Annotated in this window: 22 protein-coding genes; 13 read left to right on the top strand and 9 right to left on the bottom strand. The window is 64.8% G+C overall.

All coding sequences use genetic code 11. From position 1 onward, the window contains the following. Positions 1-31: 31 nt before the first annotated feature. From ABIB91_RS04125 to ABIB91_RS04105, 5 genes are all read left to right on the top strand, one after another. Positions 32-1,069, top strand: coding sequence for a ligase-associated DNA damage response exonuclease (locus ABIB91_RS04125; protein WP_035993976.1), 1,038 nt, complete (start codon positions 32-34; stop codon positions 1,067-1,069). Further along, complete coding sequence (locus ABIB91_RS04120) at positions 1,066-2,943, top strand: ATP-dependent DNA ligase (protein WP_354159744.1); 1,878 nt, start codon at positions 1,066-1,068, stop codon at positions 2,941-2,943. Before ABIB91_RS04125 ends, ABIB91_RS04120 begins: the two co-directional genes overlap by 4 nt. Before the next feature lie 285 nt (positions 2,944-3,228). After that, positions 3,229-3,531: a DUF6460 domain-containing protein gene (locus tag ABIB91_RS04115; protein WP_354159746.1), complete on the top strand. Its 303-nt coding sequence runs from the start codon at positions 3,229-3,231 to the stop codon at positions 3,529-3,531. Positions 3,532-3,609: 78 nt separating this feature from the next. Then, a complete protein-coding gene (locus ABIB91_RS04110; RefSeq protein WP_354159747.1) occupies positions 3,610-4,344 on the top strand; it encodes an MBL fold metallo-hydrolase in 735 nt (244 codons plus the stop codon). A gap of 1 nt (position 4,345) precedes the next feature. After that, on the top strand, positions 4,346-5,677 hold the full coding sequence (locus ABIB91_RS04105) for an MATE family efflux transporter (RefSeq protein ID WP_354159749.1): 1,332 nt from the start codon (positions 4,346-4,348) through the stop codon (positions 5,675-5,677). A 100-nt stretch (positions 5,678-5,777) separates the two neighbouring features. Here ABIB91_RS04105 and ABIB91_RS04100 read toward each other — a convergent pair whose 3' ends face one another. Both ABIB91_RS04100 and ABIB91_RS04095 read right to left on the bottom strand, forming a co-directional pair. Beyond that, complete coding sequence (locus ABIB91_RS04100) at positions 5,778-6,875, bottom strand: quinone-dependent dihydroorotate dehydrogenase (RefSeq protein ID WP_007599377.1); 1,098 nt, start codon at positions 6,873-6,875, stop codon at positions 5,778-5,780. Next, the gene (locus ABIB91_RS04095; protein WP_354159751.1) at positions 6,872-7,216 is read right to left on the bottom strand and encodes a DUF952 domain-containing protein; all 345 of its coding nucleotides are present in this window, start codon (positions 7,214-7,216) and stop codon (positions 6,872-6,874) included. Before ABIB91_RS04095 ends, ABIB91_RS04100 begins: the two co-directional genes overlap by 4 nt. A gap of 290 nt (positions 7,217-7,506) precedes the next feature. Between ABIB91_RS04095 and ABIB91_RS04090 the strand changes: the two genes are divergently transcribed. Next, positions 7,507-8,160 carry a S24 family peptidase gene (locus ABIB91_RS04090; protein WP_354159753.1) on the top strand — a complete coding sequence of 218 codons (654 nt, stop codon included), beginning with the start codon at positions 7,507-7,509 and terminating at the stop codon, positions 8,158-8,160. Positions 8,161-8,299: 139 nt separating this feature from the next. After that, positions 8,300-9,046 carry a carbonic anhydrase gene (locus tag ABIB91_RS04085; protein ID WP_354159755.1) on the top strand — a complete coding sequence of 249 codons (747 nt, stop codon included), beginning with the start codon at positions 8,300-8,302 and terminating at the stop codon, positions 9,044-9,046. 124 nt (positions 9,047-9,170) lie between these two features. Here ABIB91_RS04085 and ABIB91_RS04080 read toward each other — a convergent pair whose 3' ends face one another. The 5 genes from ABIB91_RS04080 to ABIB91_RS04060 form a co-directional block, all read right to left on the bottom strand. Further along, the gene (locus tag ABIB91_RS04080; RefSeq protein ID WP_354159757.1) at positions 9,171-10,814 is read right to left on the bottom strand and encodes a lysine--tRNA ligase; all 1,644 of its coding nucleotides are present in this window, start codon (positions 10,812-10,814) and stop codon (positions 9,171-9,173) included. A gap of 180 nt (positions 10,815-10,994) precedes the next feature. Beyond that, entirely contained in the window at positions 10,995-11,930 is a 936-nt protein-coding gene (locus ABIB91_RS04075) for a transporter substrate-binding domain-containing protein (protein ID WP_354159759.1), read from the bottom strand. Positions 11,931-12,021: 91 nt separating this feature from the next. Beyond that, complete coding sequence (locus ABIB91_RS04070) at positions 12,022-12,612, bottom strand: SCO family protein (protein WP_007599364.1); 591 nt, start codon at positions 12,610-12,612, stop codon at positions 12,022-12,024. A 24-nt stretch (positions 12,613-12,636) separates the two neighbouring features. Beyond that, on the bottom strand, positions 12,637-12,831 hold the full coding sequence (locus tag ABIB91_RS04065; protein WP_219684563.1) for a hypothetical protein: 195 nt from the start codon (positions 12,829-12,831) through the stop codon (positions 12,637-12,639). A gap of 109 nt (positions 12,832-12,940) precedes the next feature. After that, positions 12,941-13,462, bottom strand: coding sequence for a Clp protease/crotonase-like domain-containing protein (locus ABIB91_RS04060; RefSeq protein WP_007599362.1), 522 nt, complete (start codon positions 13,460-13,462; stop codon positions 12,941-12,943). Positions 13,463-13,754: 292 nt separating this feature from the next. Between ABIB91_RS04060 and ABIB91_RS04055 the strand changes: the two genes are divergently transcribed. The 4 genes from ABIB91_RS04055 to ABIB91_RS04040 all read left to right on the top strand — a co-directional run bounded on the left by ABIB91_RS04055 (position 13,755) and on the right by ABIB91_RS04040 (position 17,332). After that, the gene (locus ABIB91_RS04055; RefSeq protein WP_354159998.1) at positions 13,755-15,413 is read left to right on the top strand and encodes an FAD-binding dehydrogenase; all 1,659 of its coding nucleotides are present in this window, start codon (positions 13,755-13,757) and stop codon (positions 15,411-15,413) included. Between the two features lie 3 nt (positions 15,414-15,416). Then, the gene (locus ABIB91_RS04050; protein ID WP_354159762.1) at positions 15,417-16,334 is read left to right on the top strand and encodes an extracellular catalytic domain type 1 short-chain-length polyhydroxyalkanoate depolymerase; all 918 of its coding nucleotides are present in this window, start codon (positions 15,417-15,419) and stop codon (positions 16,332-16,334) included. Positions 16,335-16,449: 115 nt separating this feature from the next. Continuing rightward, entirely contained in the window at positions 16,450-16,800 is a 351-nt protein-coding gene (locus ABIB91_RS04045; protein ID WP_007599359.1) for a RidA family protein, read from the top strand. A 166-nt stretch (positions 16,801-16,966) separates the two neighbouring features. Further along, a complete protein-coding gene (locus ABIB91_RS04040) occupies positions 16,967-17,332 on the top strand; it encodes a nuclear transport factor 2 family protein (protein ID WP_007599358.1) in 366 nt (121 codons plus the stop codon). 362 nt (positions 17,333-17,694) lie between these two features. Here ABIB91_RS04040 and ABIB91_RS04035 read toward each other — a convergent pair whose 3' ends face one another. Next, positions 17,695-18,618: an amino acid ABC transporter substrate-binding protein gene (locus tag ABIB91_RS04035; RefSeq protein ID WP_354159764.1), complete on the bottom strand. Its 924-nt coding sequence runs from the start codon at positions 18,616-18,618 to the stop codon at positions 17,695-17,697. 12 nt (positions 18,619-18,630) lie between these two features. After that, positions 18,631-19,926: a dicarboxylate/amino acid:cation symporter gene (locus ABIB91_RS04030; protein WP_354159766.1), complete on the bottom strand. Its 1,296-nt coding sequence runs from the start codon at positions 19,924-19,926 to the stop codon at positions 18,631-18,633. Positions 19,927-20,134: 208 nt separating this feature from the next. Between ABIB91_RS04030 and ABIB91_RS04025 the strand changes: the two genes are divergently transcribed. Beyond that, complete coding sequence (locus ABIB91_RS04025) at positions 20,135-21,136, top strand: NADP-dependent oxidoreductase (protein ID WP_354159768.1); 1,002 nt, start codon at positions 20,135-20,137, stop codon at positions 21,134-21,136. A 151-nt stretch (positions 21,137-21,287) separates the two neighbouring features. Further along, the gene (locus ABIB91_RS04020) at positions 21,288-22,142 is read left to right on the top strand and encodes a cysteine rich repeat-containing protein (RefSeq protein WP_354159770.1); all 855 of its coding nucleotides are present in this window, start codon (positions 21,288-21,290) and stop codon (positions 22,140-22,142) included. The last annotated feature ends 198 nt before the right edge of the window (positions 22,143-22,340 follow it).

Genomic DNA, 22,340 nt, shown 5'->3' with positions numbered 1-22,340 from the left:
AAGACGCGGGGTCGCAACCTATATAACAGGCATGCGTCCGCAAGACATCCTGCTGCCAGTTGCCGCCGGCCTATGCTGCAAGCCGGGCGGCTTCCATATCGACCCCGTCCGGCCGGTCGAGCGGGCCGTGATCACCCACGGCCATTCCGACCATGCCCGCGCCGGCCACGGCGCGGTGCTGGCGACGCAGGAAACGCTGGACATGATGCGGCTGCGCTATGGCGAGAATTTCGCCGGCTCGACGCAGGCGATCCGCTATGGCGAGGAGATCCGGCTCGGCGATGTCAGCGTGAAGTTTCACCCGGCCGGCCATGTGCTCGGTTCGGCGCAGGTCGCGGTGACCTGCAAGGACACCTGCATCGTCGCCTCCGGCGACTACAAGGATGCACCCGACCCGACCTGCACGCCGTTCGAGCTCGTGCCCTGCGACGTCTTCATCACCGAGGCGACGTTCGGCCTGCCGGTGTTTCGCCATGGCGATGCCGCCGACGAGGTCAAGAAGCTGCTGGCATCGGTGGCGCTGTTTCCGGAGCGCGCGCATCTCGTTGGCGCCTATTCGCTCGGCAAGGCGCAACGCGTGATCGCACTGCTGCGCCAAGCGGGTTACGACGTGCCGATCTATCTGCATGGCGCGATGGAGAAGATCACGCATTACTATCAGAGCCGCGGAATCGAGCTCGGCGATCTCAGGCCGGTGAAGGGCGTCAAGAAGGCGGCACTTGCCGGCACCATCACGCTGGCGCCGCCCTCTGCGACGTCCGATCTCTGGACCCGGCGGTTTCCCGATCCAGTCACGGCATTCGCCTCCGGCTGGATGCGGGTGCGCGCCCGCGCGCGGCAACGCGGCATCGAGCTGCCGCTGGTGATCTCGGATCACGCCGATTGGGACGGCCTCACCGCCACGATCGCCGCGACCGGCGCCGGCGAGATCTGGGTCACCCACGGCCAGGAAGACGCGCTGGTGCATTGGTGCCAAAGCAAGGGTTTGCAGGCACGGCCGCTCGATCTGGTCGGCTATGGCGACGAGGAGGAGACCGAGACGCCGCTCGCTGACGAGGCCGAAGCATGAACCGCTTCGCCGAACTTCTCGACCGCCTCGCCTACGAGCCCGGCCGCAACAACAAGCTGCGGCTGATCACAAGTTATTTTCGCGAGGTCGCCGATCCTGATCGCGGCTATGCCCTGGCCGCGCTGACCGGCGCGCTGAGCTTCAAGCACGCCAAGCCCGCGCTGATCCGAGATCTGATCGCGTCGCGCACCGATCCGGTGCTGTTCGGATTGTCTTACGATTATGTCGGCGACCTCTCGGAAACGGTGGCGCTGATGTGGCCGAAGCGGAATGCACACAAGGACGAATCTTTTCCGGGCTACCCCTCTCCCCCGCCCTCCCCCACAAGGGGGGAGGGAGCGCAGTTGCGCGCGGCGCTATCAGTGAGCGCGAGAGCGAACAGCGATTCCCAAAGTGATGGATGCACGAACCTCACCGTTCCCTCCCCCCTTGTGGGGGAGGGTCAGGGAGGGGGGTACCGCGGGCGAGATGCCAGCGATGCGCTCCATCCGAGCAACCACAACAATCCACCGCCGCCGACGCTGACCGAGGTCGTCACCACGCTGCGCACACTCGGCAAGACCGAGCTGCCAAAACAGCTCGAGCGCTGGCTCGACGAGCTGGATGAGACCGGCCGCTGGGCCCTGTTGAAGCTCGTCACCGGCGCGTTGCGCATCGGCATCTCCGCGCGGCTGGCCAAGACCGCGGCCGCGGCACTCGGTGACAAGGACCCGCATGAGGTCGAGCTGATCTGGCCCGGTCTCGCGCCGCCCTATCTCGACCTGTTCGCCTGGCTGGAAGGCCGCGGCGACAAGCCGGTCAATCGCGATCCCGCCCCGTTCCGCCCGGTGATGTTGGCGCACGCGATCGAGGACACCGATTTCGCCGCGCTCGATCCCGCCGATTACATCGCCGAATGGAAATGGGACGGCATCCGCGTGCAGGCGGTGGCCGGCCGAGACGAGCACGGCCACATCACGGCGCGGCTCTATTCGCGCACCGGCGAGGACATCACCGGCAGCTTTCCGGACCTCGTGCCGTCATTGCGCATGCCCGGCGCCATCGACGGCGAGCTTCTGATTCTGCGCGAAGGGCGCGTGCAGAGTTTCAATGTTCTGCAGCAACGGCTCAACCGCAAGCTCGTGTCTCCGAAGCTGATCAAGGAGTTTCCGATTCATCTGCGCGCCTACGATCTGCTCGGCGACGACGAGAACGATTTGCGCGAGCTACCCTTTGCGGAGCGGCGCGAACGGCTGGAGACCTTCATCGGCAAGCTTGACGATCCCCGCATCGATCTGTCGCCCACCGTCGCCTTCGCAAGCTGGGAGGCGCTGACCGCCGCACGCGCCGATCCCGCGAGCGCCGGTGCGGGCGAGGACGCGGACGCCGTCGAAGGCGTGATGCTGAAGCGGCGCGATGCACCCTATCTGCCGGGACGGCCGAAGGGACAGTGGTGGAAGTGGAAGCGCGATCCGCACATCATCGACGCCGTGCTGATGTATGCGCAGCGCGGCCACGGCAAGCGCTCGTCCTACTATTCCGACTACACCTTCGGCGTCTGGACCGCAGGCGCGGGCAGCGACGAGCTGGTGCCGGTCGGAAAAGCCTATTTCGGCTTCACCGACGAAGAGCTGCTCCAGATCGACCGCTTCGTGCGTCGCAATACCACCGAAAAATTCGGCCCCGTCCGCCACGTCGTGCACGAGCCGGACAAGGGCCTGGTGCTGGAGGTCGCCTTCGAGGGGCTGCAGCGCTCGCCGCGGCACAAATCTGGCGTCGCGATGCGCTTCCCCCGCATCAGCCGCTTACGCTGGGACAAGCCGCCGCGGGATGCCGACCGGCTCGAAACGCTGGAAAAAATGCTGAAAGCGGAGGCGGCGGAGATTGAGGCGTGAGGCGTACTAGGTGCGCTCCCTCTCCCGCTTGCGGGAGAGGGTCGGGGAGAGGGTGTTTCCCCATTGGGAATCCCCAATAGGAGAGAGCCCTCACCCGCGCCTTCGGCGCGACCTCTCCCGCAAGCGGGAGAGGTTGCAGCGAGCCTGCGGCACGATCATCTCGCAACGAAGGCGTACCCGCCCTGCCCGAATTAAAATCCCGTAAGCCGATTGACGCGCCATCGCGGGTTCCCCATGTCCCCCGCCTTGCCCTATGATAGAGTCGAATCCCCTGAGGAGTTTGAGATGGCCCACGACGTCAGAGATTTGCCGGCCGGCCGCGCTGATGGCCTGAACCGCTTTCTCGGCGGCTCGCCGCTGGCGGTCGCGTTTCGCCTGGTGCTGCTCTCGATCCTCGTCGGCGTCGTGCTGACGGCGATCGGCTTCGATCCCTGGAATATCATCTTAAGCATTCGTCTTCTGTTCCAGCGTTTGTGGGATCTCGGCTTCGACACCGTGAACTGGCTGTGGCGCTACTTTCTGCTCGGCGCTGTCATCGTGATTCCGATCTGGCTGCTGATGCGCGTTTTCGGTGCGCCGCGCAGGTAAGTCGTTAGTTTTGAGCATGATCTTGTCGGAAAACCGCTTCACACTTTTCCGGATCATGCTCTAGGGAGCCGGCGGCCGATGCAATTGCGCTTTGTCGGCTGCGGCGACGCCTTCGGATCCGGCGGCAGGCTCAACACCTGCTTCCACGTCTCGGGGCGCGAGGCCAACTTCCTGATCGATTGCGGCGCGTCGGCTCTGCCGGCGCTGAAGCGACTCGAGATCGACTGCAATGAGATCGATCTCATCCTGATCACGCATTTCCACGGCGACCATTTTGCCGGGCTGCCGTTTGTCCTCCTCGACGCGCAATTCTCGCGGCGGACGCGGCCGCTCACCATCGCCGGCCCCAAAGGCATCGAGACGCGGCTGCGTACGGTGATGGAGGCTCTGTTCGAGCATTCCTCCAAGACGGACCGGCGCTTCGAGCTGTCGGTCGTCGAGCTCGCGCCCGGGCAGAGCCAAAGCTTCGGCGCGGTGACGGTGACGCCCTATCCGGTCGTGCACGGCGAATCCGGCGGACCGTTCCTCGCCTATCGTATCGAGGCCGAGGGCCGCACGCTGGCCTACAGCGCCGATACCGAATGGACGGAGACGCTCATTCCGCTGGCGCATGGCGCCGATCTTTTCATCGCCGAAGCCTATATGTACGAGAAGGTGGTCAAGAATCACCTCAGCCTGAAGACCTTGGAACAGCACCTGCCCGAAATTAGCGCAAAACGCCTCGTCCTCACCCATATGAGCGAAGACGTGCTGTCGCGCCTCGACGACATCGCCCATCTCGCCGCCGAAGACGGCATGGTGCTCGTGTTCTGACATGCACGCACCCGTTCACTTGAAGATCGGTTCCCGTCAGGTCTTCGCCATCGCAGGCCCGGCGATGGTCGCCAACCTCACCACGCCGTTGATCGGGGTGGTCTCGACCACCGCGATCGGCCGGCTCGACGATGCCGCGCTGCTCGGCGGCGTCGCAATAGCGTCCGTCATCTTCGATTGCCTGTTCTGGCTGTTCGGCTTCCTGCGCATGAGCACGCTCGCCTTCACGGCGCAGGCGCTCGGCGCCGGCGAGACGCGCGAGCTGACCGCGATCCTGGTGCGCGGCTTCATCGTCGCCGGCTTGATCGGCGTAGCCCTGATCGTGCTGCAACTGCCGCTGGCCGCCGGGCTGTTCGACCTGATGGGCGGCAGCGAAGGCGTTACGCGCGCGGCGAAAACCTACTTCGTGATCCGGATCTGGTCGGCGCCGCTGGCGCTCGCCAACTATGTCATCCTCGGCTGGCTGGTCGGCCAGGCCCACGCCAATCCGGCGCTCGCGCTCCAAATTGTCATCAATCTCGTCAACGCGGCGGCGACGATCCTGCTGGTGCTGGTCTACGACACCGGCATCGCGGGTGCTGCGATCGCCGCGCTGCTGTCCGAAGCGGCCGGATTCGGGCTCGGCATGATGGTCTGCCGCCGCTATGCGGACGGTGGGTTCGCGGTGCCATACGCAGAGCTGTTCGACCGGGCCAAGCTGATGCGGCTGCTGGCGGTGAATTCCGACATCCTGATCCGCACCGCGGCGCTGATCGCGGTGTTTCTGTTTTTCACCGCCAAGGGCGCGCGGGCTGGCGACGTCACGCTGGCCGCCAATTCCGTGCTCAACAATTTTCTGCTGGTCAGCGCCTTCTTCCTCGACGGTCTTGCGAACGCAGCCCAGCAGCTTTGCGGCCGTACGCTTGGCGCACGCGACGCCAGGGGATTTGCGGATTCGACCCGGCTGGTGCTGCTATGGGGGCTCGGCTTCGCGCTGGTCGTGTCCGCGCTGTTTGCGCTGTTCGGACCGAACTTGATCGATTTCATGACGGCGAGCGAAGCCGTCCGTCGCGGCGCCCGGGAATTCCTGCCGTTCGTCGTGCTTGCGCCCATTCCCGGCGTGTTCGCCTTCGGCTTCGACGGCATCTATATCGGCGCGACCTGGGCGCGCGAGATGCGCAATCTGATGCTGGCCTCGCTCGCGATCTTCCTCGCCACATGGTGGGCGCTGCAATCGTTCGGCAATGCCGGGCTGTGGAGCGCGCTGATCGCCTCCTACGTCTCGCGCGGCGGCTTGCAGGCCGCGCGCTATCCGGCGCTGTACAGGAAGACGTTTTCGAAGCAGTCGCTGTAACGCGTAGCCCGGATGGAGCGAAAGCGTAATCCGGGACCTTCGCGTCCGCGGATAGAATCCCGGATTGGGCTTCGCTCCATCCGGGCTACGCGGCGAAGAGCTACATCCCCGGCCAGGCTTCCGCCGTCAACGTGGCGGCGTCGGAGCCGACGATCTCGGAGAGAGAATCCCGCCCGGTGCGCAATAGGGTCGAGGCGAGATCGCGCTTGATCTCGTCGACGAGGCCGAGGCCCTTGTAGACCAGCGACGAATAGAGCTGGATCAGGCTCGCGCCGGCGCGGATTTTCGTCAGCGCGGCGCCGCCCGAGTCCACACCGCCGACGCCGATCAGGGGGAATGCGCCCTCGACCCGCACATAGGTTTCCGCGACCATCCGCGTCGACAGCCGGAACAGCGGCCGGCCGGACAGGCCGCCCTGCTCCTTGGCGCGCATCTCCTCGCGCAGCGTGCTCGGTCGCGCGATCGTGGTGTTCGACACGATCATGCCGTCGACCCGGCGCGAGCGTGCGACCTGCACGACGTCGTCGAGCTGGGCGAGGCTCAAATCCGGCGCGATCTTGAGCAGCACCGGCGTGTCGCCGGCCTTTTGCCGCACCCGCTCGCGCGCGTCGATCACCCTGGCGAGGAGATCGTCGAGCAGCGCGCCTTCCTGCAGATTGCGCAGGCCCGGCGTGTTCGGCGAGGAAACGTTGACGGTGAAATAGCTCGCGACCGGCGCAAAGGTCTCGATCAGCTTGACGTAGTCATTGACGCGGTCGGGCGAATCCTTGTTGGCGCCGACATTGACGCCGACGATGCCGCCGTGCTGCGCGCGCGCCGCGAGCCTGCGCAGCGCTGTCTCCGCGCCGTCATTGTTGAAGCCCATGCGATTGATCACGGCTTCGTCGCGTTCCAGACGAAACAGCCGCGGTCGCGGATTGCCGCTTTGCGGCTTCGGCGTCACCGAGCCGATCTCGACGAAGCCGAAGCCGAGCCGCAGCAGCGCATCCGGCACTTCGGCGCTCTTGTCGAAACCTGCTGCCATGCCGATCGGATTGGGGAAGTTGAGCCCGAACGCACGCACCGCAAGCTTGGGATCGTCAGCGTGCGGCTTGCCCGGCGGCAGGAAGCGCAGGCCCTGGATCGCGAGGCGATGCGCATCCTCCGGATCGAGCCAACGCAACACCGGCAGCGAGAGAGCGTCGAAAGCGCGGATCACGGGGCAAGCTCCGGAACATCGTGGCCACCGTCGGAGCGCGTGTTGAGGTTCATCACGGCAATCACCGCACCGAGATCGAGTTCGCCATAGAGATGCGGAAACAGCTCCTCATTGCGCGAACGCTCCCAGCGCAATGCGCTGCCGAGCGCATCGCCGTCGACCTCGACCAGGAACAGCGCGCGCTGCCCGACGTAATGCTTCTGCAGGGTCTCGGGAACCTGGACGGCGGTCGAGAAATGGATGAATCCGTCGCGCGAATCGTCCGCGCTGCCGCGGTAGACACCCTGCCGTTCCGCCTCGCGCCAGGCCGAGGCCGGACAGATTTTGTAGATCTTGACCACCGCTTACGCAGCCCTGTTTGCTCGTTGAGTCTTTTGGGGTTTTTGGGTCGTGCGGGTCCCTGAAACCCGGGCGCGACCGTAATGGCCGCCCCCTCCGAACTCAAGACTTAGAGCCATTTCCGTTCCGATGAAATCGAAGCGGAGCGCCAAATTCCTGCTTTGACGCGTTTCCTGGTGCGAACCGGTAACCGGTTCGCTTGAAAACGCGCTCAGCGCGCCCCTTGCGCAAAAAGCGGAAAACCGGTTGATTCGAGGATAGTTTTCCTGAGTTGCGACGGGCTGGACCTTTCATGGTCAGGCAGGCCAAAGCGCAGAGGATCCTCACTCACGACCAGATCTGGGGCGCGCTGGATCGGCTGGCGGCGCGCGCCGGCTTGTCGCCGTCGGGCCTCGCCAAGCGCGCCGGGCTCGATCCCACCACCTTCAACAAGTCCAAGCGCGTCACCTCCGACGGCCGCGAGCGCTGGCCCTCGACCGAATCGATCGCGAAAGCGCTGGCGGCGGCAGATTCCTCGATCGACATTTTTGCCAGGCTGGTCGGCGATGAGGCAGGCGGCGGCCGCTCGGTGCCGCTGCTCGGCTTGGCGCTGGCGGGCGCGAGCGGCGCCTTCGACGAGTCCGGCTTTCCCATCGGCAAGGGATGGAGCGAATTTGCCCTTCCCGCCGCCGAGGGCAACAACAGCTTCGCGCTGCAGATTTCCGGCGACGCGCTTGCGCCCGCCTATCGCGACGGCGATATCATCCTGGTCGCGCCCGGCGTGCCGATCCGTAAAGGGGATCGCGTGGTGGTGAAGACTAAGGCGGGCGAGGTGACGGTGGCGACGCTGAAGCGCCGCACCGCAAAGGCTGTGGATTTGCAGCCGCTCGATGCCTCCCAGGCCGAGCGCAGGATGGCGGTGAGCGAGGTCGGCTGGATCGCGCGGATCGTGTGGGCAAGCCAGTGATCGCGTCTCGCTTGGCGTCGTGACCGGGCGATGATGTCAGCCGCGCCGCATCCGCCGCAGGCAGCCTTGCGACTCAGCGTCTCTCTCGCATAGGTTGCGGCCACTCATTGCCGAGCAAATTCATGTCAGGGGGAATATGATGGATCGCCGTCACGCATTGAAGGCCCTCGCAGGTCTTGCGCTTTGTCCGCTCTGCAAGCCGGCCTTCGCCGCCGAAGGTGCGCATTGGAGTTATGAAGGCGCCGGCGCCAAATGGGGCGATCTCGACGCGGCCAACAAGGCCTGCGCGGTCGGCCTGCAACAATCGCCGATCGACATCGAGGCGACGGTCAAATCGCAACTGCCCGCGCTGAAGCTGAACTGGGGCAAGAGCGCCGACACCATCGTCAACAACGGGCACACGATCCAGCTCAACTTCACCGAGGGCAGCACGCTCACGCTCGGCGACGTCAAATACAAGCTGCTCCAGGTGCATTTCCACCGGCCGAGCGAGCACATGATCGGCGGCAAGAATTTTCCGATGGAGGCGCATTTCGTTCACCGCAACGATGCCGGCGGGCTCGCCGTGGTCGGCGTGCTGATGGCCGAGGGCAAGCCGAACCCTGCCTTCGGCAAGATCGTCAAGACCATGCCGGCCGCGGAAGGCCCCGCCGTGAAGGCGGATTCGACCATCGATCCCCACGCCATGCTGCCCACGAGGCTCAGCTACTTCCGCTATCCCGGCTCGCTGACGACGCCGCCTTGCTCAGAAGTGGTCGAGTGGCTGTTGTTGACGACCCCCATCCAGGTGTCGGCCACCGACGTCGCCGCATTCGCAAAGCTCTACCCGATGAACGCGCGCCCGGTGCAGAAGGATAACCGGCGCTACGTGCTGCGGTCGACCTGAGCGGGGGGCTGAAGGTCCGTAGCCCGGATGAGCGAAGCGACATCCGGGACCGCTGGTGCGGCTAACTAGCGAAAACCCCGGATGTCGCTTCGCTCATCCGGGCTACGCGTTCGCTACAACCGCCTCACGCACTCCGCGCCAGCGCGCCGTCGATCATGTTCACCGCGTTCTGCACGCCATACACCGCGACAAAGGAGCCGAAGCGCGGGCCCTTTTCCTGGCCGAGCAACACCTGATAGAGCATGTTGAACCAGTCGAGTGTCACGCCGGGACGGCCGTCCTTGCCCTTCTTGACCGGATCGAGGAACGGCTCGCGGCGGCCGATCTCGTAGACGACATTCTGGATGTCCTCGGCCGAGGCGTCCTGCGGCAGCTGCGATAATGCATCGCGCAAATCCTGCAGCGCCGCGCGCTCGGTCTCGGTCGGCTCGCGGAACGTCTTCGTCGGCGCGACAAAGTCGCGATAATAGTTGATGGCATAGCCGACCATCGCATCGAGCTTGGGATGCGTCTGCGGGCTCACGCCGGGCCGATAGCGGCCAATGAAACCCCACAGCGTCTCGGCATTCTCCGCATTCGACGACGACACCAGCGTCAGCAAGAGCTGGAACGTGACGGGCATATCGAACTTCGGCGGATGGCCGCTGTGGACATGCCAGACCGGATTGCCGAGCTGCTGTTTGGCGTCCTGCTTCGCAAAGCCGTCGATGAACTGCTGGTAGTCGTCGACGTTGCGCGGGATGACGTCGAAATACAGCCGCTTGGCCGCCTTCGGCTCGCGATACATGAACAGCGACAGCGATTCCGGCGAGGCGTAGCGCAGCCATTCGTCGATGGTCAGCCCGTTGCCCTTCGACTTCGAAATCTTCTGGCCCTTGTCGTCGAGAAAGAGCTCGTAGTTGAAGCCCTCCGGCGGCGTGGCGCCGAGTGCCCTCGCGATCGCGCCGGAGAGTTTGACCGAGTCGATCAAATCCTTGCCGGCCATCTCGTAATCGACGCCGAGCGCAACCCAGCGCATCGCCCAGTCGGCCTTCCATTGGCACTTGACGTTGCCGCCGGTGACCAGCGTCTCGACTTCCTGGTTGGTATCGGGATCGAGATAGGTCACGGTGCCGGCCGCAACGTCGCGGCGGATCATCGGCACCTGCAGCACCACACCCGTGGTCTTGCTGATGGGGAGGAACGGCGAATAGGTCGCGCGGCGATCGGGGCCGAGCGTCGGCAGGATGATCGCCATCACCTTGTCGTAGGCCGCGAGCATTTTAAGCAGCGTCGCGTCGAAACGGCCGGACGTGTAATAGTCGGTCGAGCTCGCGAATTCGTAGTCGAAGCCGAAATGATCGAGGAAGGCGCGCAGCCGCGCATTGTTGTGGTGCCCGAACGACGGGTACTCGTTGGAGAACGGGTCCGGCACGCGCGTCAGCGGCTTGCCGAGATGCGCGGCCAGCATCTCCTTGTTGGGGACGTTGTCGGGCACTTTCCGAAACCCGTCCATGTCGTCGGAGAACGCGAGCAGGCGGGTCCTGATCTTGTTCTCGGTCAGCACATGAAAGGCGTGCCGCACCATCGAGGTGCGCGCGACCTCGCCGAAGGTGCCGATATGCGGCAGGCCTGATGGCCCGTAGCCGGTCTCGAACAGCACCTCGTCCTTCGGGCTTTTCTTCAGCCGCGCGACAATGGCCTTCGCCTGCTCGAACGGCCAGGCGTTGGATTGTTCGGCGAGCGCACGCAGATCGCTCGGGTTCGCGGCAAGATCGATAACGGACATCTAAGGGGCCTCCGGGCCGCGGAAAATAGCGATTTCCGGGCAGAATGCAATTTTGCGAGACGGTGCAACCGCACCCACCGTCATTGCGAGCGAAGCGAAGCAATCCAGAATCTTCGCGCAGAAGCACTCTGGATTGCTTCGTCGCTGCGCTCCTCGCAATGACAACGAGGAGGCAGCGAACTAAAACGGGCTCACCGAGAAGTACCGCAGCCACAGATCCGTGTAGCGGCCCTTTTCCCAGACGCGGAACATCGCCCAGTTCAGGGCCTGGCGCAGCACGTCGTTGCCCTTGCGCACCGCGATGCCGATGCCTTCGCCGAAAAAGCGGCTTTCGACGAAGGGACCGCCGGAGAAGGCGCAACAATCGCCGGAATCGGTGCCGTTGATCCAGAACGCAAGCGCGATGGCGTCGCCGAAGATGAAATCGACCTCGCCCTTGCGAAGCGCGCCGCGCACGGCGTCGTCGTTGGGATAAGGATGCAGTTCGGCGTCGGTGAACATCGCCTTGAGATAGGCCTCATGCGCGGACCCGGCGATGACGCCGACCTTCTTGCCTTCGAGATATTCGGGCCGGATCTCCGGCATCACCGCGTCCTTGCGCGAGACGAAGCGCGCCGGCACGCGGTAATAGGGATCGGTGAAGTCGACCCGGGCGCGGAGCTGCGGGCTCACCGCCATCGAGGCGATGATGGCGTCGCCCCGGTTGGAGGCGAGTGCATCGACCAGCGTCTCGAAGCGGCGCATCTGCACCGTGCAGGTGACCTTGATCTCCTCGCACAGCGCGCGGGCGAAGTCGACGTTGAAGCCGGCCGGATTGCCGTCGGCGCCGGTATAGTTGAACGGCGGATAGTCGGTCTCGGTCAGGAAACGGATCACTGTCAGGCGCGACAGGTCCGGCCGCTCCGGCCGCCGCCGTGGGTCCCAGAAGCCTGGCACGGCCTGGGGTGCGGCTTGCGGCGCGACCTGAGGTGAGGCTTGCGGCGCCACGGGGGGCTGCTTGGCCGGAGCCTGCGCCTGCGCGCACGGCGCGGCAGCGAGCAGGCAGACGCCGACGACCAGCCCGGTCAGCAAGCCACGGGCGGATTTGGACGATTTCGCCTGTTGCGATGGAGCCATCGGCTGAAAATGAACGATTTTCGTTGGGATCGGAGGGCCTTATAGCCCATCCGGCCGGGAACGCGAGCGCGGATTGCGGCGAATAGGGAGCCTACAGATACCGCTTCAAGTCCACCGCGGCCTCTTCCGGCGTGCGCTTCAGGTTGAACGGCGAGACGAAGCGGCCGTCGCGGTCCATCAGATAGATCAGCGCGGTATGGTCCATGGTGTAGTCGCCGTCCTTGGTCGGGACCTTCTTGGCGTAGACCCGGTAGGAGGTGATCACCTTGGCGGTCTCGGCAGGATCGCCGCTGAGGCCTTCGAGGTGCGGGTCGAAGCTCGACAGATAATCCTTCATCGTCCCCGGCGTATCGCGCTCGGGATCGACCGAGATGAAGACGGCGTTGACCTTGTCGGCGTCCTTGCCCATCGCGCGCAGCACTTCCGAGATCTCGAACAGCGAGGTTGGGCAGACATCGGGGCAATGGGTGTAGCCGAAGAAGATCAAGGTCGGCTTGCCCTTCAGGTTCTTGTCGGTGACGGGCTTGCCGTTCTGGTCGGTGAGCTGGAACGGGCCGCCGATCGCGGCCGGCTGCGCCACCTTGCTGACCCCGCCCATGGCCCAGAATACGATCAGGAGCCCGAGGACGAGGCTTGCGGCGAAGGCGGTCGCGATCACCAGCGGACGGGCGGTGGAGCTCATGGGCGGAAAACTTCCTGTCGCGGGTCAGAAGCAGGCGGCAAAACCGGTCCTGATCATTTCGAAGAACACCTGGCTGCCATAGTGGAACCAGAGCGCGAGCGCACCGAGCACGACCAGGCCGCCGACGCCGGCACCCGCCAACAGCAGCACGAACGGCATCCGGCCGGCAGTGGGCGAATTGTCCGATACAGGATGGGCGGGGTGCAGTGGTTGAGCCATGACAACGATCGGGGTGAAAACGTGAGTTTCCCGAGCGTTCAGATAAGCTTTGCCCCGCCTGCGGGCAAGGCAGCACTGGCTGGCAAAGAATCCCGTCAGGCCGAGGACGTCAGTGCAAGAGCTGGCCCCGGGCGGATTCGAGCCGATCCGCTTGCGGGAGTGGCGCGCGCGACGGCTTGTTGGCCGAGGCCTGCGCGTCGAGGTAGCAGGGCTTGTACATGGCCTGGAGCTGCCGGCCCTTCAGGAACAGCATATGCGGGGTGAGCCCGCCGCGCTGATTGATCCAGCGCTTCACCTGCGAGGGATACATCGCATAGAGCATCTGGGTCGCTTCGGTATTGGTGACGGCACGGCCGTTGCTGCCGAAATCCCACGCTGCGTGGAAGCCCAATGTCGCGTGCGACGTCACGCAGATGCGGTCGGGCGGGATGGCGCCGAGGACGATGGTGCAGGCAGAGGCGCAGAGACCGTCGATGATGACGGTGTCGCCCGACTGTCGCAGGTCCTGGTATTTGTCGACGTAGGTTCCGATCCGGCCGCCGCGGTCATCCGCGATCCGAACCACCGCGTGAGAAGCGCCCATGCTCGCGATCAGGAGAACCGCCGCAAGCAACCCCGTCAGAAACTTCATTGGCCCCCGCCCCAGTCGAATTCGAATCTGTGTGTCAGGTGGTGATGCCCTGCTAGGGTCCGTCGTAACCGCGGTTTTGTCTAGGCATGCCGGCTCGCTCAAAACAAATTCAAATCCAGTGTTGCGCCGGCGCTGCACTCAGCCGGTCTTTTTCCCGAAGTGGAACAAGTTAACGATGTCTTACGCGCCGTCCCCTTGATCTCAGTTGCAACCGCCGGCTTCAATCCGGGCAACTACAGGGAGGAACCTGTGGAGGGGGAACACATGGAGGGGGAAACATATGGCCGAACAGATGGCTGAAGAGACTGACGTCATCGTTGTCGGCGCAGGACTGTCGGGCCTCGTGGCCGCAACCGAGATCGCGGACGCCGGCAAGCGCGTGATCGTGGTCGACCAGGAGGGCGAGCAGTCGCTCGGCGGCCAGGCGTTCTGGTCGTTCGGCGGATTGTTCCTGGTCGATTCGCCGGAGCAGCGCCGGCTCGGCATCAGGGACTCCTTCGACCTTGCGATGCAGGACTGGCTTGGCACCGCCGGCTTCGACCGCGACGAGGATTTCTGGCCTCGGCAATGGGCCGAGGCCTATGTGGCGTTCGCGGCCGGCGAGAAGCGTGCGTGGCTGCGCGCGATGGGCCATCGCATCTTTCCCGTGGTCGGATGGGCCGAGCGCGGCGGCTATGATGCGATGGGCCACGGCAATTCGGTGCCGCGCTTTCATGTCACCTGGGGCACCGGGCCCGGCATCGTCGAGCCGTTCGAGCGCCGTGCGCGCGAGGCCGTCAGGAGCGGCCGGCTGAGCTTTCGGTTCCGCCATCGCGTCGACGCGCTCTCGATCACCAACGGCACGGTGGATGGCGTCGGCGGCGCCATTCTCGCCCCGGATAATGTCGAGCGCGGCAAGAGCTCATCGCGCAACGTCGTCGGCGAGTTTGCGTTGAAGGCGCAAGCCGTGATCGTGGCGTCCGGCGGCATCGGCGGCAATCACGAGCTGGTGCGGCAGAACTGGCCGAAGCGGCTCGGCGCGCCGCCCAAATTCATGATCTCCGGCGTGCCGGAGCATGTCGACGGCCGCATGATCGGCATCACCGAAAAATCAGGCGCGCGGCTGATCAACCGCGACCGCATGTGGCATTATGTCGAAGGCATCCAGAACTGGTCACCGATCTGGCCGCGCCACGGTATCCGCATTCTGCCCGGCCCTTCCTCGATGTGGTTCGACGCCACCGGCACGCGCTTGCCGGCGCCGTTGTTTCCCGGCTCCGACACGCTCGGCCAGCTCCAATACATCATGTCCACCGGCTACGATTATTCCTGGTTCATCCTGACCCAGAGCATCATCAAGAAGGAGTTTGCGCTGTCGGGCTCGGAGCAGAATCCCGACCTCACCGGCAAGAGCTGGCGCATGACAATCAAGCGCGCCACCAACAAGGGCGCACCGGCGCCGGTGGAAGCGTTCAAAAGCCATGGTGTCGACTTCATCGTGCGCGACAAGATCGAGGATCTCGTTGCGGCCATGAACAAGCTGGCCGGCAGCGACCTCCTCAAGCTCGAGCACATCAAGATGCAGATCGAGGCGCGCGACCGTGAGATCGCCAACCCTTACGTCAAGGATGCGCAGGTGATGAACATCCACAATGCGCGGCGCTATATCGGCGACAGGCTGATCCGCACCGCCTCCCCGCACCGCATCCTCGATCCCGCGCAAGGGCCGCTGATCGCGGTCAAGCTCAACATCCTCACCCGCAAGACGCTGGGCGGTTTCGAGACCGACCTCTCTTCGCGCGTGTTCGGCGAGGAGGGCAGCGTCATTCCCGGCCTCTATGCAGTGGGCGAAGCCGCCGGCTTCGGCGGCGGCGGCGTGCACGGCTATCGCTCGCTGGAAGGCACCTTCCTCGGCGGCTGCCTGTTCTCGGGCCGCAATGCAGGCCGCGCCGCGGCGCAGGCCGTGGGCTAGATCATGCGGCGGCGGCTGCGTATCGCGGCGTTTGTTGCGGCATTGGCCGCCGCCCCGGCTGCGTCCGCCGATACGATCGATATCGACGGCGTGAAGCGGTCCTACGCTGTGCAATTGCCGGCGAAGCGGCTGGTGCCGCTCGTGGTCGTGCTGCACGGCAAGACCCAGCGCGGCGCCGACATGATGACGCGGACGGCGTGGCCGCAGGTCGCAAAGCGCGAGGGGTTTGCGGTGGTCTTTCCTGATGGCCTCAACCACGCATGGGTCGATGCGAGGACCAAGGCGGGACCGGCGCTCCGTGGCCCGCCCGCGGGCACCGACGACGTCGCCTTCATCGCAAAGCTCGTGGAGACGATGGTGGCGAACGGCACCGCCGACCCTCGCCGCGTCTATGTCACCGGCATCTCCAATGGCGGCGCCATGGCCATGACGCTCGTTTGCGCCCGCGCCGATCTCTTTGCTGCCGGCGCGAGCGTGAGCATGAACCTCACGGATGAGGCCGCAGTCACATGCCATCCGTCGCGGCCGCTGCCTATGCTGCTGATGAACGGCACCGCCGATCCGCTGGTCCCCTACGAGGGCGGCCGCGGATCGAGCTATTATGCCGCAGACGGCTTCTGGTCCACCGACGAGACGCTTGCGTTCTGGCGCAAGCTCAACGGCTGCGAGACCGATAATTCCGACATGACCGATTTGCCCGACAGGGCGCCCGCAGACCAGTCCACGGTGACACGGATCTCCTCGCGCTGTCCTGGAGGGCACGACGTCGTGCTCTATCGCATCAATCAAGGCGGTCACCGCATGCCCGGATTTTCTCCGGATGCCCGCTTTCCGAAGGTCGCAACCAGCTTGCTCGGGACGCAGAACGGCGACATCGACGCCGCCGAGACGATCTGGACGTTCTTCGGCCGGTTTCCTTGAAGTGCATCGCATGCATGGCCACCGACGCATGCGTGCCTGGCAACGCATGCGTGCCTGGGGTGGCACAGGGCAAGCCGCTGCGCTAGACAGGGCCGCCATTCAAAGGAGACTCCCAATGAGCATTCAGCGTCTTGAAACCGGCCCGCGCATGAGCCAGGTCGTCGTGCACGGCAACACCGTCTATCTCGCCGGTGTCGTCGCCAACAACGCCGCCGGCGAAAGCGTGACGAAGCAGACCCAGGACATCCTGGCGACCATCGACAGCCATCTCGCCAAGGCCGGCACCGACAAGTCGAAACTGCTCTCGGCCACGATCTACATCACCGACATGAAAACGTTCGGCGAGATGAATGCGGTGTGGGACGCCTGGGTCTCGCCCGGCAACACGCCGGCACGCGCCACCGTCGAAGCCAAGCTCGCGGCAGCACAATACACCGTCGAAATCATGGTCACTGCGGCGAAGTAAGTTCGCGACAAACATTTGCGCGCGCTTGTCGGCGCATGATCCGATCGGGAAACCGCTTCACACTTTCCCGGATCATGCGCATGACCTCCGAGGTAATCGATCAGCGCGCGCAAACCTTCGATAGTCATGTCAGCCGAACGACACGGCGCCATCGAAGGAGACGACAATGACCGACCCGATCACCATCGCCCGCCGCTATATCGACCTCTGGAACGAACGTGCAGCCGATCGCCGGCGCGAACTGCTGAGCCAGAACTGGACGGCGGATGCGAGCTATGTCGATCCCCTGATGAAGGGCGACGGCCATGACGGCGTCGATGCGCTGATCGCAGGCGTGCAGCAGCGCTTTCCCGATTTCAAGTTCAAGCTGATCGGCGAGCCCAACGGCTACGGCGACCATGTCCGCTTCAGTTGGGGCCTTGGTCCTGATGGCATCGACAGCCCGATCAAGGGGACGGATTTCGCCGTGCTGAAGGACGGCCGCATCAGGAGCATCACGGGATTTCTGGACCAGGTGCCCGCCGGCGCGTGAGCGCGCGCTGATCGTTGCTGCGCCCTCTCCGCTGGTAAGGCAGGGCAATCGCATATGGATTTCACGAGGACCGCGGGCTTGCTCCGCCTCTCCCGCTTGCGGGAGAGGCCGGCGCCCCGGGCGATGCGCAGCATCGTCCCGCGCGGGGCGGGTGAGGGCTCTTCACCACACAGGGACATCCTGCGCAATTCTCAGCAATCCCGACGCGGAGACACCCCACCCCAGCCCACCCCAGCCCACCCCAGCCCTCCCCCGCAAGCGGGAGAGGGAGCCCACTGCCGATGCGGCCGCATCGTGCACCCGATATGCAATTGCCCTGCCTTGTAAGGAGAGAGGACGCAGCGGCGCTCGTCGCACAAGCGCTAGTTATTCGCGCTCGCGGAATCGTCCATCGCCTTGAAGGCTTCCTCCAGCTGCAGCGAGATCGGCACGTTCAGCCGCTCGCCGGTCGGAAGCCGTGCGGTGAACCATTTGTTGTAGAGCGGAACGAGGTCGTGGTTGGAGCCGAGCTTGCGGAAGGTACGGTCGACCACCGCCGCCAGTTGCGGTTCGCCCTTGCGGAACATGATGCCGTAGGGGTCGTAGGACAGGTAATCGCCGGTGACGCGGAACTTGTCCTGTGCCTTGTGGCGCACGATCAGGCTGGACAGCAGGATGTCGTCGGTCGCGAACGCATCGGCCTTGCCGTCGACGAGCATCTGGTATGACTGCTCGTGATCGGCACCGACAACGATGGTCAGTCCCAACGAGGACTTCTTGTCGGCCGCCTGGATCGCCTGCTCGTTGGTGGTGCCCTTCGTCACCACGATGGTCTTGCCCTTCAGATCAGTCAGTGACTGGACGCTGGAGGCCTTCGGCACCATCAGCTTGGTGCCGGCGACGAACATCAGCGGCGAGAAGGCGACACGCTTGGCGCGCTCGGCATTAGCCGTGGTCGAGCCGCATTCCAGATCGATCTTGTTCTGGAGCACGGCGTCGATGCGGTCATCGGAGGTGACCTTGACGTAGGCGATCTTCAGATTGGGATCGTCGACTTCGACGCCGATCTCCTCGACGACAGCCTCGCAGAGCTCGAGGCTGTATCCGATCGGCCGGTTGGCCTGGTCGAGGAAGGAGAACGGCGGCGAGCTCTCGCGATAGCCGAGCCGCACGGTGTGCGCGGTCTTGATGGCTGACAGCGTCGGGCTAAGCCCTTCGCTGCCGCCGGTCGTCTGGGCGGAGGCACCCGTGGCCAGCTGGCACGCTGCCAGCAAGAGGCCGCCCGATATCGCCATTGAAAGGCGCATGATGCACTCCAATCAATGGCCGGCCATCGCAGGCACTTCGCCGGGAATCATGTCCCCCGGCACGGCATCGCTCGGTCCAAGCTCGTGCTCGGGCCCGAGCTCGCCTTCCCACTTGGCCACGACCGAGGTCGCGAGCGTGTTGCCGATCACGTTGGTGGCGCTGCGGCCCATGTCGAGGAAGGTGTCGATGCCCATGATCATCAACAGCCCCGCCTCGGGGATGCCGAACTGCGACAGCGTCGAGGCGATCACCACGAGGGAGGCGCGCGGCACGCCGGCGACGCCCTTCGAGGTGATCATCAGGGTCGCCAGCATCGCGAGCTGCGTGCCGAGCGGCATGTCGATGTGATAGCTCTGCGCGATGAAGATGCTCGCGAAGGTGCAGTACATCATCGTGCCGTCGAGATTGAAGGAATAGCCGAGCGGCAGCACGAAGCTCGATATCCGCGACGAAGCACCGAACTTGTTCAGCCCCTCCAGGGTTTTCGGATAGGCCGCTTCAGAGCTTGCGGTGGAGAACGCGATCATCAGCGGCTCGCGGATCAGCTTCAGCAGATGGGCGTAGCGCGGCCCGATCACGATGAAGCCCACGACCACCAGGATGCCCCACAGCAGTGCGAGCGAGAGATAGAAGCCGCCCATGAAGACGATGAGCTTCCAGAGCACCAGCAGGCCGTTCTTGGCAACCGTCGCGGTGATGGCGGCCCAGACAGCGAACGGCGCGAACAGCATCACATAGCCCGTCACCTTGAGCATGATGTGGCCGATGTCGTCGATCAGCGCCAGGATCGGCTTGGAGCGCTCGGGCATCGAGCCCATCGCCACCGAGAAGAACACGGCGAAGATCACGATCTGCAGGATCTCGTTCTGCGCCATCGCATCCGCGATCGAGGTCGGGATCAGATGGGTCAGGAATTTTTCGATCGAGAAGGCGGAAACCGGCAGGCCGGTCGACTGCGCCTTGTCAGGCAGCGTACCGGGGAAATTCGCGCCGGGCTGGAGCAGATTGACCATCACGAGGCCAAGCATCAGCGAGACGAAAGAGGCGCTGACGAACCAGCCCATGGTCTTGGCGAAGATGCGGCCGAGCTTGGAGCCCGAGCCCATATGAGCAATGCCGCCGACCAGGGTTGCAAACACCAGCGGCGCGATGATCATCTTGATCAGGCGCAGGAAGATCACGGCGATCAGGTTGATGGACGAGGCCCAGTCGCCCCGCGTGTCGGGCAGGAAATTGTAGATCGCCGCGCCCATGATGATGCCCAGCACCATCGCCACCAGAATGAATTGCGTAAACCTGTTCGACATTGAACACCCCCGCTACACCGATCGCTTCATGATGTCGCAGATATGACGGCTGCGCAACACGCTTGGCGTGCGATCGTCGGGGCGGATGTTCCCATTGCGAAACTGGCGCCCGCGATCTAGCCTGCATGCAGCGCACAACGAAAGCGGCTTGCACGTTTTTCTTGCGGCAGCTGCATCAATAATCGTCAAGCGACCGAGGGGAAACATCATGAGCGGCAGCGTCAATCGTCAGATTCTTCTGGTGGAAAAGCCAAGCGGCAAGCTCGGCCCCGAGCACTTCAAGCTGGTCGAAGGCGCGGTACCTGAGCCGAAGGACGGCGAGGCCTTGCTGCGCGTGCGATACATCTCGCTCGACGCCGCCAACCGCGCCTGGATGCACGGCGCGACCTATCGCTCAGCCGTCGAAGCCAACAGCGTGATGGCCGGCGGCGCCATCGCCGAGGTCATCAGCTCGAAGGCGTCGGGGCTTGCGCCGGGCGACATCGTGTTCGGCGACACCGGCTGGCAGGAGTTGGCGGCAGTGCCCGCCAAACATCTCACCAAGATGCCGAAGCTCGAGCCGATGACGCATCTGCTCAGCGTGTTCGGCATCGCCGGCCTCACAGCCTATTTCGGCCTGCTGGAGATCGGCAAGCCCAAAGAGGGCGAGACGGTCGTAGTCTCCGCGGCCGCGGGCTCGGTCGGCTCGATTGTCGGGCAGATCGCGAAGATCAAGGGATGCCGCGTGGTCGGCATCGCCGGCGGCGCCGACAAATGCAACTGGCTGACCTCCGAGCTCGGCTTCGATGCCGCCGTCGACTACAAGGACGGCGCGGTGTTCAAGACGCTGCGCGCGGCGGCTCCGAACGGCATCGACGTCTATTTCGACAATGTCGGCGGCGACATTCTCGAAGCCTGCCTGCCGCAGATGAACAATTACGGCCGCATCGCGTGCTGCGGCGCGATCTCGCAATATGACGGCGCGCCCTCGGCACACGGCCCACGCGGCGTGCCCGGCCTGATCGTGGTGAAGCGGCTCGTCATGCAGGGCTTCATCGTGATGGACTACATGAAGGAAAGCCAGCATGCGCTCGCCGATCTCCAGGCCTGGGTCACGTCCGGCAAACTGAAGGTGCAGGAGGACATCATCGACGGCCTCGAGAACACGCCGAAGGCGCTGATCGGATTGCTGGCGGGCGAGAACCGCGGCAAGCGGATGGTCAAGCTCTGACGACCTAGTTACGTCGCAATTGCAACGCCAATATCTACTTGCGGTAGAGGTCGCGGCGGCCAATGATGTAGCGCGCGGCATCACCCGCGACGATTGTTTGCATCACTTTTGAAAAAAAGTCGGCGTTACCGACAGGGCAGGATTCACTCAGATGTTCAACACGTTGAAACATGCGCCGGCACGCGGGGCGTTGCTGGCGGCGGCTCTGTTCGCAACTGCAGCAGGCGCATTCGCACAGGCACCGACCGAGGCGCAGAAGAGCGCGATCCGCTCCGCATGCCGCTCGGACTTCATGGCGCACTGTTCGAGCGTCACGCCCGGCGGCGTGGAAGCCTATCAATGCCTGCAGAAGAACATGTCCAGCCTGTCATCGGGATGCCAAACCGCGGTTCGCGCGGTCGAGCCTGCTGCGGCGCCGAAGACCGAAGCCGCGCCGAAGACCGAGGCTGCACCCAAGGAGGCCGCACCCAAGGCGGAGGCCGCGCCTGCCGCGCCGAAGGCTGAAACCGCTCCCGCCGCAAAGCCGGCTGCGGCGGCCGCGCCCAAGGCTGCTGCAGCCGCCGCTGCAGCCAAACAGCCGAGCAGCGCGCAGGTCGCTGCCGTCAAGAGCGCGTGCCGCGGCGATTATCCCAAGGTGTGCGCCAGCGTGCCGCCGGGCGGCGCGCCTGCGCTCGAATGCCTGGAGAAGAACAAGGCAAAGGTTTCGCCGGCCTGCGAGAAGGCCGTGAACGCCGCGGCCGGCGGTGGCGCGGCAGCAACGGCGGCACCTGCGGGCGCAGCTCCTGCGGCAGCTGCACCGGCAGCCCCGCCTGCCGTGATCGTGCTGCGCCCGCTGCGGCCGCGCGAAGAGCTGTTCATCGTCCAGTCCGCATGTCGCGAGGATGTCCGCACGCTGTGCGGCAGCGTGGCGCCAGGTGGCGGTCGGATCATCCAATGCGTTGCCAACAATGCCGCCTCGCTGTCGCCCGCCTGCAAGGACGTGCTGGCGCCGTTCGCTGCACGCTAGAGAAGCGTGCCATCCGGTGGTCCGCTTTACCAGGGGTGCTGGTGGACGGGGTCTACGTGAAGCGCTGCGTCTGACGGGGCGGATGGCCAAGCCGCCACGGTTTGGCTATGCTTCGCAAGGTCACTGCTTCGGACACGCGCCAAACGCGCGTCCGGACGTGAGCTTCGGCGTGCCGCGCGCCTTCCCGATAATTCCGCT

The organism is Bradyrhizobium sp. JR4.3 (genome assembly GCF_040547695.1).
GTDB classification, from domain to species: Bacteria; Pseudomonadota; Alphaproteobacteria; order Rhizobiales; family Xanthobacteraceae; genus Bradyrhizobium; species Bradyrhizobium canariense.
This window is presented reverse-complemented; position numbering and strand designations above follow the sequence as displayed.

Coding starts and splice junctions, on each gene's coding strand:
- ABIB91_RS04125 (WP_035993976.1), top strand. CDS start 32: ATGCGTCCGCAAGACATCCTGCTGCCAGTTGCCGCCGGCCTATGCTGC.
- ABIB91_RS04120 (WP_354159744.1), top strand. CDS start 1,066: ATGAACCGCTTCGCCGAACTTCTCGACCGCCTCGCCTACGAGCCCGGC.
- ABIB91_RS04115 (WP_354159746.1), top strand. CDS start 3,229: ATGGCCCACGACGTCAGAGATTTGCCGGCCGGCCGCGCTGATGGCCTG.
- ABIB91_RS04110 (WP_354159747.1), top strand. CDS start 3,610: ATGCAATTGCGCTTTGTCGGCTGCGGCGACGCCTTCGGATCCGGCGGC.
- ABIB91_RS04105 (WP_354159749.1), top strand. CDS start 4,346: ATGCACGCACCCGTTCACTTGAAGATCGGTTCCCGTCAGGTCTTCGCC.
- ABIB91_RS04090 (WP_354159753.1), top strand. CDS start 7,507: ATGGTCAGGCAGGCCAAAGCGCAGAGGATCCTCACTCACGACCAGATC.
- ABIB91_RS04085 (WP_354159755.1), top strand. CDS start 8,300: ATGGATCGCCGTCACGCATTGAAGGCCCTCGCAGGTCTTGCGCTTTGT.
- ABIB91_RS04080 (WP_354159757.1), bottom strand. CDS start 10,814: ATGTCCGTTATCGATCTTGCCGCGAACCCGAGCGATCTGCGTGCGCTC.
- ABIB91_RS04075 (WP_354159759.1), bottom strand. CDS start 11,930: ATGGCTCCATCGCAACAGGCGAAATCGTCCAAATCCGCCCGTGGCTTG.
- ABIB91_RS04070 (WP_007599364.1), bottom strand. CDS start 12,612: ATGAGCTCCACCGCCCGTCCGCTGGTGATCGCGACCGCCTTCGCCGCA.
- ABIB91_RS04065 (WP_219684563.1), bottom strand. CDS start 12,831: ATGGCTCAACCACTGCACCCCGCCCATCCTGTATCGGACAATTCGCCC.
- ABIB91_RS04060 (WP_007599362.1), bottom strand. CDS start 13,462: ATGAAGTTTCTGACGGGGTTGCTTGCGGCGGTTCTCCTGATCGCGAGC.
- ABIB91_RS04055 (WP_354159998.1), top strand. CDS start 13,755: ATGGCTGAAGAGACTGACGTCATCGTTGTCGGCGCAGGACTGTCGGGC.
- ABIB91_RS04050 (WP_354159762.1), top strand. CDS start 15,417: ATGCGGCGGCGGCTGCGTATCGCGGCGTTTGTTGCGGCATTGGCCGCC.
- ABIB91_RS04045 (WP_007599359.1), top strand. CDS start 16,450: ATGAGCATTCAGCGTCTTGAAACCGGCCCGCGCATGAGCCAGGTCGTC.
- ABIB91_RS04040 (WP_007599358.1), top strand. CDS start 16,967: ATGACCGACCCGATCACCATCGCCCGCCGCTATATCGACCTCTGGAAC.
- ABIB91_RS04035 (WP_354159764.1), bottom strand. CDS start 18,618: ATGCGCCTTTCAATGGCGATATCGGGCGGCCTCTTGCTGGCAGCGTGC.
- ABIB91_RS04030 (WP_354159766.1), bottom strand. CDS start 19,926: ATGTCGAACAGGTTTACGCAATTCATTCTGGTGGCGATGGTGCTGGGC.
- ABIB91_RS04025 (WP_354159768.1), top strand. CDS start 20,135: ATGAGCGGCAGCGTCAATCGTCAGATTCTTCTGGTGGAAAAGCCAAGC.
- ABIB91_RS04020 (WP_354159770.1), top strand. CDS start 21,288: ATGTTCAACACGTTGAAACATGCGCCGGCACGCGGGGCGTTGCTGGCG.